The 13,324-nt window shown below is 72.0% G+C and carries 6 protein-coding genes; 5 read left to right on the top strand and 1 reads right to left on the bottom strand.

The window, feature by feature from the left end:
• Positions 1-44 precede the first annotated feature (44 nt).
• From ACZ7J0_RS30515 to fxsT, 5 genes are all read left to right on the top strand, one after another.
• Positions 45-1,118 carry an AAA family ATPase gene (locus ACZ7J0_RS30515; RefSeq protein WP_470892783.1) on the top strand — a complete coding sequence of 358 codons (1,074 nt, stop codon included), beginning with the start codon at positions 45-47 and terminating at the stop codon, positions 1,116-1,118.
• Between the two features lie 5 nt (positions 1,119-1,123).
• Entirely contained in the window at positions 1,124-4,534 is a 3,411-nt protein-coding gene (locus ACZ7J0_RS30510; protein WP_470892781.1) for an SAV_2336 N-terminal domain-related protein, read from the top strand.
• Between the two features lie 99 nt (positions 4,535-4,633).
• Complete coding sequence (locus tag ACZ7J0_RS30505) at positions 4,634-4,795, top strand: hypothetical protein (protein ID WP_470892779.1); 162 nt, start codon at positions 4,634-4,636, stop codon at positions 4,793-4,795.
• Positions 4,796-4,872: 77 nt separating this feature from the next.
• Complete coding sequence (locus ACZ7J0_RS30500) at positions 4,873-6,072, top strand: FxsB family cyclophane-forming radical SAM/SPASM peptide maturase (protein ID WP_470892778.1); 1,200 nt, start codon at positions 4,873-4,875, stop codon at positions 6,070-6,072.
• A gap of 125 nt (positions 6,073-6,197) precedes the next feature.
• Positions 6,198-9,176 carry an FxSxx-COOH system tetratricopeptide repeat protein gene (gene fxsT / locus ACZ7J0_RS30495; RefSeq protein WP_470892776.1) on the top strand — a complete coding sequence of 993 codons (2,979 nt, stop codon included), beginning with the start codon at positions 6,198-6,200 and terminating at the stop codon, positions 9,174-9,176.
• Positions 9,177-9,263: 87 nt separating this feature from the next.
• On the opposite strand, the gene ACZ7J0_RS30490 is transcribed toward fxsT, so the two are convergent.
• Positions 9,264-13,106: a multifunctional oxoglutarate decarboxylase/oxoglutarate dehydrogenase thiamine pyrophosphate-binding subunit/dihydrolipoyllysine-residue succinyltransferase subunit gene (locus ACZ7J0_RS30490; protein WP_470892774.1), complete on the bottom strand. Its 3,843-nt coding sequence runs from the start codon at positions 13,104-13,106 to the stop codon at positions 9,264-9,266.
• Positions 13,107-13,324: the final 218 nt, after the last annotated feature.

Raw genomic sequence — 13,324 nt, 5'->3', positions numbered from 1 at the left:
CGTCCCCGGTACTGTCATGGCAGCCTGTCGAGGAGGGGGTCGACATGAGCGAATGGCTGATCTACCGGGGTGCCGGAGCCCCGCACGACGGGATCGACATGCTGCCCCCGCCGCCGCCCTGGCGGGATTTCGACGGTGACGGGCCCCTGCAGTGCCCGCGCGAGCTCGACAGCGCCTCCCGCCGCCGACTCGGAGTGCGCACCCGCCAGGCCCAGTTGCACCGGCCGGGCACGGAGGAGCGCGAGCTGATCAACGCCGCGCTCTACCTGCGCCGCCCGCTCCTGGTGACCGGCCACCCCGGCAGCGGCAAGAGCACGATCGCCCACTCGGTCGCGTACGAACTGGGACTGGGCCGCGTCCTCAGCTGGCCGATCGTCAGCCGCAGCGCCCTGGTCCACGGCCTCTACCAGTACGACGCCATCGGCCGGCTCCAGGACCTCCAGATCCGTACGACCCTCGGCGAGAGCGCACCCGGCCACGGACGACCCGACGAGGCACGACCCGACGACGGGCGGCCGGGCAGCGGACCGCAGGGGATCGCCGACATCGGGCGGTACATCCGGCTCGGACCCCTCGGCACGGCCCTGCTGCCGTACGCGCGGCCACGGGTGCTGCTCGTCGACGAACTCGACAAGAGCGACATCGATCTGCCCAACGACCTCCTCAACGTCCTGGAGGAGGGCGAGTTCGCCATTCCGGAGCTGGAGCGCATCGCGGACATCGCCCCCGAGGTGGAGGTGATGACCGACGACGGGGTCAAGGTCCCCATCCGCAACGGCCGGGTCCGCTGCCGCCAGTTCCCCTTCATCGTGATGACGAGCAATGGCGAGCGGGACTTCCCCGCGCCCCTGCGACGGCGCTGCATCCACCTCCAGATGGCCGCGCCCGACGAGAGCCGGCTCGCCGGGATGGTCCGGGCGCACTTCGGCGAGGCGGCCGAGGCGGAGTACGGCGAGCTCATCCGGCGCTTCCTCGACCGGGACCCCGGCGACGTCCTCGCCGTCGACCAGCTCCTCAACGCCATCCACCTCGTGCGCAACATGAGCGACCGGGAGGGGACCGCGGTACGTGACCGGCTCGCGGAGGTACTGATGGCGCCGCTGGACCGGACAGGGTGAGCGGGGTGCCAGGCCCCGGCCCGGACCCTTTCAACCAGCTCGTCGAGACCCTTGCCGCCGCGGGCGCCCCGCTGGACAGCGGACAGATCGCGGACGCCCTCTGGCTGTCCCGGTGGACGGCGCCCGCGGACGCCCCGCACGCGCCCGGCGCCGCCGCCGGCACGGGGGAAGCGCCCCCAGGGACCCGCAAGGATCCGGCCAATGTGCGTGCCGGGGAGGGGGGTCCTCGGCCGTACCCGGGCGAGGCCGGCCGGAACCCGGCCCTCCACCTCACCGATCCCCTCACCGGAGGCCCCGGCCAGGCCTTCGCCGAGAGCCGCACCGACTCCACCGACTCCGCCACCGATTCCGCCTCCGCGACCGGCTCCGCACGCTCCTCCGCCCCCGTGAGGCCGGCCGCCTCCCCGGGCCGGCGGGTCCGGCTCTCCTCCGCCCCCACCCTGCCGTCCCTGCCCCCTCTGCAACGCGCCCTGCGGGCACTGCGCTCCTACCGGCCCTCGGGACCCGCCACCCGCGCCGAGCTCGACGAGAACGCCACCGCCGAACTCACCGCCACCACGGGCCTGGTGATGCCGGTGCGCCGCCCGGTGGGCCGGCGCACGGCCGACCTGCAGATCCTCATGGACGGCGCCCCCTCCATGGCCGTGTGGGAGGGCCTCCTGCAGGAACTGCGTCGCGCCTGCGAACAGCTCGGTGCCTTCCGGGACGTCAGCGTCCAGTACCTGCACCCGCTGCCCCACGGCATCGGGGGCACCGCCCGCCGGGGTCCGGGCCAGGCGGACCGCAGCGGCATCGGGGTCACCGCCCGCCCCGGCCCCGGGCACGTGCTGCGCCCGGCCGAGGAGCTGACCGACGTCTCGGGCCAGCGCGTGCACCTGCTGCTCAGCGACTGTGCGGGGCCGCTGTGGCGAGACGGCTCCTTCCAGCGGCTGCTGCACCGGTGGGCGGGCAGCGCGCCCCTCGCCGTGCTGCAGCCGCTGCCGCACCGGTTCTGGCAGCGCACCGGGCTGCCCGCCGCCGTCGGACTGCTGACGCGGAGACCGGGACCGTACCGTTCGCTGGAGTTCCGCAGGCTCGACTCCGCGGCCCGCTCCGGGTCCCGCACCGGCGGACACAGCGGCGGCGCGCCCGTCTCCGGCCTGCATGTGCCGGTGCTCACCGCGACGCCGGCGGCGCTGCGGACCTGGGCGCGGCTGGTGTCCGCCCGGGGCGGCCTCGAACTGCGCTGCGCCGCCGCGCTGCTGGAGCCGCCCCCCGTCGAGGCGGAGCCGTACGCTCCGGCCGACAACGACGAGAACGACGCCAACGACGCCAACGACTCCAACCACGAGACAATCGGTACCGAGCAGAGCCCGGAGGGGCACGACGCCGACCGGCGGGCCGAGGCCGTCCGGCTGCTCGCCGACTTCGGGGAGACCGCCTCACCCGCCGCCCGCCAGCTCGCCGTCCAGCTCTCCGCCGCCCCGCTCTCCGTACCGGTGATGCAGCTGATCCAGCGGGCCATGCTTCCGCAGAGCGGCCCCGGCGAGCTCGCGGAGGTCCTGCTCGGCGGCCTGGTGACCGACCTGGAGGACGCCGACCGCCGCCACGGCCCCTGGTTCGAATTCAAGCCTCACGTCCGGCAGTTGCTGCTCGAGCAGCTGAGCGCGGGAGAGGCCGCGCTCGTCCTCAAGCACTGCTCCTTCTACATCGAGCGCACCTTCGGCCGCGGCGCCCGCAACTTCCCCGCCATCGTCGTCGCCCATCTGGAGGGCACCGGCCGGCGGGTGGTGAGCGGGCACGACAGCGTGCCGGAGCCGTTCGTGTACGTCTCCGAACAGGTGATGCGCCGGTTCGAGCGCGAGGTCGGCTACCGCTCCACCACTCCGGCCGCGGCCGAGGGCCCGGTCGCCGCCGCCACCGCGCTCCTGCGCCGGTACGAGAGCGACCACGCCACCGATGACCTGCTGGAGGCGCTGCGGCTGCTGCGGACCCCCGAGGCCGCCGGCCATCAGGACCGGGACCGGCTCCACACCGAGGCGCTGCTGCACGCCTGGACCGAGTGGGGCGATCCGGAGACGCTCCGGCTCGCCGAGCGCATCGCCCGCTCCCGCACCGACGACACCGCCACGCGGGACACGCCCGTACGGGCGGGGGACCGGCTCGCGCTCGCCCGCGTCCTGCGAGCCCGGGGCGAGGCCGCCGCAGGCGCGGAAGAGGGCGTGCGGGACCTCGACGACGCTGCGGCCCAGCTCGAACGGGCGTTGGGGGAGCGGGGTCTGGATCCGGCGACGATGCTGGAGTGCGCGCTCCTGCACACCCGCATCGTGGAACGGCGCTTCAGGCTCTCGCCGACCGCCGCCGCCGAGTCGCTGCGCCGCTCCAGCAGGCTGCTGGGCCGGCTCAGCGAGACATGGCCCGGCGGACGTCCCCCCGCCGCCCTGTGGTTCGCGCTCGGCCGGGTCCTGCTCCAGCGCGCGACACTCGCGCGGCCGGGCGGCCACGAGCAACGGGAACTGGCCGGAAGGGCCGCTTCCGCGCTGGATTCAGGGGTAGAGGACACAGGGGGCGCGGACGGTGAGGCGATGGCACCGGCGCGCGCGCTGTTCGATCTCGCCGAGGCATACGCGCTCAGTGGGGAACCGTTCACACGCCCCGAGGAGGGGGAAACCTTGAACCGGGCCGCCGACGCCGCCCGTAGAGAGGGGGAGACGGAGTTGGAGGCTGTCGCGCGTGGCCGGCTCGCCGTACTGCGGTGGGGGCGGCACCGGGCGACCGGCGACACACAGGACATCGAGCTGGCCGAGGCGGAGATGAAACGGGCATTGAGTCTGTTACGACCGGGCGACCCACAGCGCGTAGAGCTCCTCGTCTCCTACGGCCGCATGCTCCTGGAGATCCTCCAGGAACCGGACCGGAGGTCCACGGTCTCCGAGGCCGTGCACAGCCTTCGGGAGGCCGTCGCCGACACGGCCCCCAGCCACCCGTCCGCGACCGAGCGCAGGCTGCTCCTCGCCGAGGCGCTGCGCGAGCGGTACCGCCTCGAGTCGATGATCGCGGACCTGTACGAGGCGTGCTGGACGGCGGAGCAGGCACTCAGGGACACCGACGCGGCCGCCCCCCGGGCCCTCGCCCTGCTCGAACTGGGCGCGCTGCACCGGCTGCTGGCCGAGCGCACCGGTGAGCGGGAGCAGTGGGACCACTCCGACAACGCCTACCGCCGCGCGGCGGACACGGCGGCGGAGGCCGGGGACCCGGCCATCGCCGCCCGCGCCCTGCACGGACGCGGTGAGGTGCTGGAGTTCCTCGCCGGGCCCGCCAGGGCCCTGGAGATGTACCGGGCGGCCCGGGACCAATGGGCACAGACCACCGAAGCGGATCCGGCCGAAGCACGGCGCACCGATGACCGGATCCAGCGGCTGGACGGCACGCGGTGACTCGCACGTGTTTCCGGACGCGGGGCAGAGGGCATGCCCGGTTAGACCTGCCCAGGGCTGAGACGATCACCATGAGGAGACGATGTGCGGACCCCGGCCGTGAGCGCGCCCCGTGAGTCGCTGCCCGACTTCTCCGGCGTCGATCTGGCCGCGCTGCTCGACCGCGTCGACCGTCCGGCACTCTGCGCGGTGCTGGAGGACCTGGTGATCCAGCCGCGTTCGGAGCACGACACCTTCGCGGCGTTCGACGACACGCCGTGACCGTGAGGAGCGGGCGCCCCGGAGGAGAACCGAGTTCTCAAGAGGTCTTAGCCCCTTGGCCGCTGCACGATCTGGACGTGGCCGAGGCCCGCCGGGCATGGCCCCGTCGCCTCCCGTTCCGCCAGTTCGTCCTCAAGGTGCACAGCCGCTGCAACCTCGCCTGCACCTACTGCTACATCTACGAGAGCCCCGACCGCACATGGCGTCATCGCCCGCCCCGGGTCTCCGACGACACCATGCGGCGCACCGCGGCCCGGATCGGCGAGCACGTCCGCGCGCACGCCCTGACGTCCGTACGCGTCGACCTGCACGGCGGTGAGCCCCTGCTCGGCGGCGCCGGGCCGCTGCTCGCCTACACCTCGTACGTGCGGCGGGCCGTGCCGGACGACTGCGCCATCGGCTTCGTCGTACAGACCAACGGAACCCTTCTGACCCCGGGTGTCCTCGCCGAGCTCGCCGGTGCCGGCATCCGCGTCGGGCTCAGCCTCGACGGGGGGACGGCCGCGCACAACGGCCGCCGGGTCGACCACGCGGGGCGCGCGAGCTGGCCCGCCGCGTCGCGGGCCGCCGGGCTGCTGCGGGGGCACCCCGGGACGTACGCCGGAATCCTGTGCGTCATCGACCTCGCCCGCGATCCCGCCGAGGTGTTCCACTCGCTGACCGCGCTGGCGCCCCCCGCCCTGGATCTGCTGCTGCCGCACGCCAACTGGTCCTCGCCGCCGCCCGGGGTCGCCGCCGCCGACCCGCGTCTGCTGTCCCTGCCGCACGGCAGACCGACCCCCTACGGCGACTGGCTGGGTGAGGTCTTCGACCTGTGGTGGGGCCGGCGGGAGGGGCCCGCCGTCCGGGTCCGGCTCTTCGCCGAGATCATCGCGCTGCTCCTCGGCCGGCCCAGTACCACCGAGTCCGTCGGGCTCTCCCCGGCCGCCACCGTCGTCGTCGACACCGACGGGGCCATCGAGCAGGTCGACTCGCTGAAGACCGCCTATGAGCACGCCCCCGCCACAGGGCTCGACGTCCACCACGACAGCTTCGACGACGCCCTCGAACATCCGGGCATCGTCGCCCGCCAGCTCGGCCGCGACGCCCTCGCGGCCGACTGCCTGGACTGCCCGCTGGTCGCCGTCTGCGGCGCCGGCAACTACGCCCACCGCTATGTCGCGCACAGCGGCTTCCACCATCCGACCGTGTACTGCGCGGACATGGCCCGGCTCATACGGCACATAGCCGGCCGGATGCGCGCCGAGATAGGCGCCGGGACCGCGGCCTCGCCGTAGACCTCCCGGCCGAGCCCGCGCGTCCGACACTTCGTCAGTTCTCCCGGGCGCCGATGAACTACGGTGCCGGAAGACCCACGCTCCACATCGAATGCACACTGCTCGTAGGACAGGGAGACGGTCGCATGGCCGAGCACATCACCATCAGTCACGCGGGCTCCAGCCGCCCGTGGGCGGCCTGGATCTCGCACCAGTTGGAACAGCAGGGGCTGAGCACGTCCATGCTGCGCTGGGACCCCGCCGTGGAGACCACGCTCGTCGAGGCGCTCATGGACCTTCTGGACGCGCCCGGCCGGGTGCTCCTGGTGCTGGACGACTGGTACTTCGGCCTCGGCCCCCGGCCCGCCTCCGAGTGGGCCGAGGCGCTGCGCGAGGTCGTTCCGCCGAACGCCGACCGGTTCGCCGCCGTCAACGTCGCCACCGGCACACTGCCCACCACGGCCGCCGCCCTGGGCCCGGTCAACCTCCTGGGCCTCGACGCCCGCGAGGCGCGGCGCCGGCTGTTGCGCAGGCTCGGCGTCGAGCGCCCCCGGCCGTTCGGCGACGGGGAGCAGGCCGCGGGCGACGAGGACGCCCCGCGCTTCCCCAACGACGACCAGGCGCAGTGGAACGTACCGCCCCGCAACGAGCGCTTCACCGGCCGCGACGCGATCCTCGACGAGATCCACGACGTCTTCACCCGGGGCTCCGGCGAGGGCGAGCGCTGTGTCCTGCGGGGGATCTCGGGGGTGGGCAAGACCCAGATCGCCCGCGAGTACGCCTACCGCTTCCGCAACGAGTACGACATCGTCTGGCAGGTCAACTCCGGCTATCCCGGCACCGCCCGCGAGCAGCTGGCCGAGCTCGCGACCCGTCTCGAACTACCCGCCGGGCGCGAGACGGGCGACCGGATCCGCGCCGTCCAGGACACCCTGCGCAGCGGCCGGCCCCACCGCAACTGGCTGCTCGTCTTCGACGGCGCCGACAGCATCGACGGCATCGAGGGGCTGCTCCCCGACGGCCCGGGACACGTCCTGATCACCACCCTGACCAGGGACTGGGCGGCGCTCGGGCGGACGGTGGAGATCGAGGTCCAGCCCTTCACCCGGCGGGAGAGCATCGCCTTCGCCCGCCGCCGCGCGGCCCGGCTGAGCCCCCAGCAGGCGGACTCCCTGGCCGACGCCGTACAGGACCTTCCACTGCTTCTCAACCAGACGGCCGCCTGGCTGGACATCAACGAGACCATGCCGGTCGAGACGTACATCGAGCGCATCCGCAGCGGAAAGCCCAACCAGTTCGGCATCAGCATCGCCGACGACGACTACAAGAAGAGCGTCTGGACCAGCTGGTCCCTCACTCAGAACATGCTCCGCGAGAAGCACCCGGACGCCGCCGAACTCCTGAAGGTCTTCGGCTTCTTCTCGCCCGACGCGATCCCCGTGGGCCTCATCCAGACGGCCCGCCCCGGGGACCTGCCGGCGCACCTCGCCGCGCTCGCCGCCGACCCCATCGGCTGGCACACCAATCTGCGCCGGCTGCACGAGGCGACGGCCGTGATGCGGATGGACTACCCCGCCGACACCAACCTCGACCCCGGTGTCGAGTCGGTCCAGATGCACCACCTGTACCACGGCTACCTCCGCGACGGGATGCCGGAACAGGAGCGCGAGGCGGCCTCGCAGACCGCCTGCCGGGTCCTCGTCAGCGGTTCACCGCGCAACCCCAACGACACCCGCCTATGGGCCCGTTACGCCCAGCTCATCCCGCATCTCGACTACGCCGGAGCCTTCGACAGCACCGACCCCGACGTCCAGGAGCTGGTCCTGGACTGCATCGACTACCTGCGCGTACGCGGAGAGCACTCGGCCGGGCTCCAGCTGTGCGAGAAGGCGCTGCCCCGCTGGCAGCAGCGGCTCGCCCCGATCAACCGGAACCTGCTGCTCCTTGAGTATCTGCACTCGATCATGCTGCGCAGGGTCGGCCGCTACCGCGAGGCCGAGGCGATGGGCCGCAACTCGGTCGACCAGCTCCAGCGGCACGCCACCGACAGCAATGAACTGCTCCGCGCCAAGACCGGCCTCGGTGGCAGCCTCATGGCCCTGGCGGCGTACGAGGAGGCCCGCGTCCTGTTCGCGGAGGTCTGGGAGGCCTACAGCAGGCTCCTCGGGGACACGGCCCCCCGCGCCCTCTCCGCACGGCACAACCTCGCCTCCGTCCTCGCCCAGCTCGGACAGTACGAAGCGGCTCTGCTGATGCACATGGAGGTGCTCCAGGCCCGCGAGCGGGTCCTCAAGCTCCGCCATCCGAGCACGCTCGCCAGCGGCATCGACTGCGCGACGCTGCTGCGCCGCCTCGGCCGCTACCCCGAGGCGACCTCACGCCAGGAACAGAACGTCCGGATGCACCGGCAGATCATGGACCGCCACCATCCGCAGACGCTGCGGGCGGAACAGAACCTGGCGCTCTGTCTGCGCCGCAGCGGCGAGTACCAGAGCGCCGAAGCACTGATGCGGACCGTCCTCACCCGCTCCGAACAGGTCCACGGCCCGCGTCACCCCGACACCCTCGCCGTGCTCGCCGACTACGCCACCCTGCTGCGCGAACACGGCGACACCGGTCGCGCCCGTGAGCTGGCCGAGCGCGCCGCCGACGAGTACAGCGCCCTCCTGGGCGACGGGCACCCCTTCACCGCCGGGGTCCTCGGCAATCTCTCCCTGGTCCGCGCCGAGGCCGGCGACCGCGACGAGTCCCTGCACATGTCCGAGCGGGCCCTGTCCCGGATGCGGGCGGCCGTCGGCGACGAGCACCCCTGGACCCTCGGTTGCGGCCTCAACACCTCGGGGGCCCGCGCCCTGTCCGGCGACGAGGACCGCGCGCTCGAACTCAGCGGCGACACCGCGCGGCGCGCCCAGGCCGTCCTGGGCGAGACCCATCCGCTGACGCTGTCCGCCTGGGCGGCCCACGCCGCGGACCTGCGCGCCCTGCGCCGGGTCAAGGACGCGGCCGACAAGGAGCAGGAGGTCATCCGGGCGCTCGCGGACACCCTCGGTGACCAGCATCCGCACACGCTCAGCGCGCGCCGCCGCCAGCGCCCGTACTGGGACTTCGAGCCGCAGCCCGTCTGACACGGCCGGAACACGCCGGAGGGCCCGGCATCCCCCTCGGGATGCCGGGCCCTCCGGCGGGTACGGCGACCTGTCGATCGCGCCCGGTCAGGCGTCGAAGACCTCGGCCACCAGCTGGGCCTGCTCGATCTCGTGGCGCTTCTTCGAGCCGACCGCCGGGGACGAGCTGTGCGGCCGCGAGATGCGGCGCAGTCGCTCGGCGCCCGGGATGTCCGCGCCGACGGCCAGGTCGAGGTGGTCGATCAGGTTGAGCGCGATGAACGGCCAGGCACCCTGGTTCGCCGGCTCCTCCTGGGCCCACAGGTACTTCTCGGCGTTCGGGTACTTGGCGATCTCGGCCTGCAGCTCGGCACCCGGCAGCGGGTACAGGCGCTCCAGGCGGATGATCGCCGTGTCCGTCACGCCACGCTTCTTACGCTCGGCGTCGAGGTCGTAGTAGACCTTGCCGGAGCAGAAGACGACCTTGCGGACGTCCGCGGCGTTGACCGACTCGTCGCCGATCACCGGGCGGAAGCCGCCGGTGGTGAACTCCTCCGCCTTCGACGCGGCCGCCTTGAGGCGGAGCATCGACTTCGGGGTGAAGACGATCAGCGGCTTGTGGTGCGGGTTGTGCACCTGCCACCGCAGGAGGTGGAAGTAGTTCGACGGCAGCGTCGGCATCGCGACCGTCATGTTGTCCTGCGCGCACATCTGGAGGAAGCGCTCCGGGCGGGCGGACGAGTGGTCCGGGCCCTGGCCCTCGTATCCGTGCGGCAGCAGCAGGGTGACGCCGGAGGTCTGGCCCCACTTCTGCTCGGCCGAGGAGATGAACTCGTCGACGACGGTCTGCGCGCCGTTGACGAAGTCACCGAACTGGGCCTCCCAGACGACCAGCGCGTCCGGGCGGGCCAGCGAGTAGCCGTACTCGAAGCCCATCGCCGCGTACTCGCTGAGCAGCGAGTCATAGACGTTGTAGCGGGCCTGGTCCTCGGCGACGTAGAGCAGCGGCGTGTAGTCCTCGCCGGTCTCCTGGTCCACCAGCACCGCGTGGCGCTGACCGAACGTGCCACGACGCGAGTCCTGGCCGGACAGCCGGACCGGGGTGCCCTCCATGAGCAGGGAGCCGATGGCCAGCGTCTCGCCCATGCCCCAGTCGATGGTGCCGTCGTCGATGGACGCCGCGCGGCGCTGCATCTGCGGCATCAGACGCGGGTGCACCTTGATCCGCTCGGGGATCGTCACCTGCGACTCGGCGATCCGCTTCACGACCTCCTGGGAGACCGCGGTGGTGACCGGGACCGGGAAGTCGGGCTGCGGCTCGGGCACGTGCGCCTCGGCCGGCTGCTGGCTGGTCGCCTCGCGGACCTCCGCGAAGACCTTCTCCAGCTGGCCCTGGAAGTCCTGGAGCGCCTGCTCCGCCTCTTCGAGGGTGATGTCCCCGCGGCCGATCAGCGACTCGGTGTACAGCTTGCGCACCGAACGCTTCTTGTCGATCAGGTTGTACATCTGCGGGTTGGTGAACTGCGGGTTGTCGCCCTCGTTGTGACCGCGGCGGCGGTAGCAGATGAGGTCGATCACGACGTCCTTGTTGAACGTCTGGCGGAACTCGAAGGCGAGCCGCGCGACGCGGACCACGGCCTCCGGGTCGTCGCCGTTCACATGGAAGATCGGAGCCTCGATCATGCGGGCCACATCGGTCGCGTACATGGACGAACGCGACGACTCCGGGGCGGCGGTGAAGCCGACCTGGTTGTTGATGACGATGTGGACCGTGCCGCCCGTGCGGTAACCGCGCAGCTGCGACATGTTCAGCGTCTCGGCCACGACACCCTGGCCCGCGAAGGCCGCGTCACCGTGCAGGGCGACCGGCAGGACCGTGAAGTCCGTGCCGCCCTTGTTGATGACGTCCTGCTTGGCGCGGACGACACCCTCCAGGACCGGGTCGACCGCCTCCAGGTGGGAGGGGTTGGCGGTGAGCGAGACCTTGATCTGCTCACCGTCCAGGCCGGTGAAGGTGCCCTCGGCACCCAGGTGGTACTTCACGTCGCCGGAGCCGTGCATCGACTTCGGGTCGAGGTTGCCCTCGAACTCGCGGAAGATCTGCGCGTACGACTTGCCGACGATGTTCGCCAGGACGTTCAGCCGGCCACGGTGGGCCATGCCGATGACGACCTCGTCCAGACGCGACTCGGCCGCCGAGTCGATGACCGCGTCGAGCAGCGGGATGACGGACTCGCCGCCCTCCAGCGAGAACCGCTTCTGGCCGACGTACTTGGTCTGCAGGAAGGTCTCGAACGCCTCGGCGGCGTTCAGCCGGCGCAGGATGCGCAGCTGCTCCTCGCGCTCCGGCTTGGAGTGCGAGCGCTCGACACGGTCCTGGATCCACTTGCGCTGCTTCGGGTCCTGGATGTGCATGAACTCGACGCCGGTGGTGCGGCAGTACGAGTCGCGCAGCACGCCGAGGATGTCGCGGAGCTTCATCATCGACTTGCCGGCGAAGCCACCGACCGCGAACTCCCGCTCCAGGTCCCACAGGGTGAGGCCGTGCTCGGTGATGTCCAGGTCGGGGTGCTTGCGCTGGCGGTACTCGAGCGGGTCGGTATCGGCCATGACGTGGCCGCGGACCCGGTAGGAGTGGATCAGCTCGAAGACGCGGGCCGCCTTGGTGACGTCGTCGTCGTGCGAGGCGTCGATGTCCTTGAACCAGCGGACCGGCTCGTAGGGGATCCGCAGGGCCTTGAAGATCTCGTCGTAGAAGCCCTCCTCGCCCAGGAGGAAGTTGGCGACGATCCGCAGGAACTCGCCGGAGGCGGCGCCCTGGATGACCCGGTGGTCGTACGTCGAGGTCAGCGTCATGACCTTGGAGATGCCCAGCTTGTTCAGGGTGTCCTGGGAGGTGCCCTGGAACTCGGCGGGGTAGTCCATCGAGCCGACGCCCATGATGACGGACTGCCCGGGCATCAGCCGCGGCACGGAGTGCACGGTGCCGAGGCCGCCGGGGTTCGTCAGCGAGACGGTGACGCCGGTGAAGTCGTCCATCGTCAGCTTGTTGTTCCGTGCGCGGCGGACGATGTCCTCGTACGCCTGCCAGAACTCGAAGAAGTTGAGCGTCTCGGCCTTCTTGATGGCCGCGACGACCAGCTGGCGCTCGCCGTTGCCCTTGACCAGGTCGATGGCGAGGCCGAAGTTGACGTGCGGCGGCTTCACCAGGGTCGGCTTGCCGTCCTTCTCCGCGAAGGAGTAGTTCATCGACGGCATGGCCTTGAGGGCCTGCACCATCGCGTACCCGATGAGGTGCGTGAAGGAGATCTTCCCGCCACGGGCGCGCTTGAGGTGGTTGTTGATGACGATCCGGTTGTCGAACAGCAGCTTCACCGGGACGGCGCGGACGGACGTGGCCGTCGGCACCTCCAGCGAGGCGTACATGTTCTTCGCGACGGCGGCGGACGGGCCGCGCAGCGTCACGAGCTCGGGCCCGGCGGGCGCCTCCGCGGGCTCGGCCTTGGCCGGCGCCTTCGCGGCAGCCGGCTGTGCGGCGGCTGCTGCGGGCGTGGCGGGCTTGGCCGGAGCCGGGGCGGCGGCCGCGGGCTTCGCCGGAGCGGCCGGCGCGGCCGCGGGGGCCGGGGTCCGGTCCGCGGGCGTGGCCGGGGCCTGGGGGGCCCGGGCCGGCGCGGCGGGCGCCTGGGCGGCCGGAGCGGCCGGCGCCGGGGTCACCGCAGCCCCCGCGGCTGCGGTACCGGTCGGGGGAGCTTCGGCCGTGCCGGGCGTACCGGGCTTGTAGTCGGCGAAGAAGTCCCACCAGGCACGGTCGACCGAATTCGGGTCCTGGAGGTACTGCTGGTAGATCTCGTCGACGAGCCACTCATTGGGACCGAAGGCGGCGGCAGGGTTCTTACCCTGCTCGTCTTGGTCGGTCGAGATGCTCGAGTTACTGGGGGACTGAGACGACACGGCGGCAACCGCCCTCTTCCGCTTCACAAGGTGATGGACAGCGGAAATAAAGGCTACGCCTCCCCGGCCGAGAGGTGCAGACCGGGCGTGCCAACGTCGCGCAAGTCACACTTGACGAAGTGTTTCGGCGTACACAATGGCGGGAAACAAGCGTGGTTCCCCTGTGTTACGGGTACGCGACAGCGCGGCTGCGCGCCCTTCGGCGCGCATCCCTGGCA

The sequence above is a fragment of the Streptomyces sp. NPDC038280 genome (assembly GCF_055600045.1).
The sequence above is the reverse complement of the archived record's forward strand: the minus strand, read 5'-3'. Positions and strand labels throughout refer to the sequence as shown.

Bases quoted from the DNA above. Each gene is read 5' to 3' on its own strand.
- ACZ7J0_RS30515 (WP_470892783.1), top strand. From the start codon at position 45: ATGAGCGAATGGCTGATCTACCGGGGTGCCGGAGCCCCGCACGACGGG.
- fxsT (WP_470892776.1), top strand. From the start codon at position 6,198: ATGGCCGAGCACATCACCATCAGTCACGCGGGCTCCAGCCGCCCGTGG.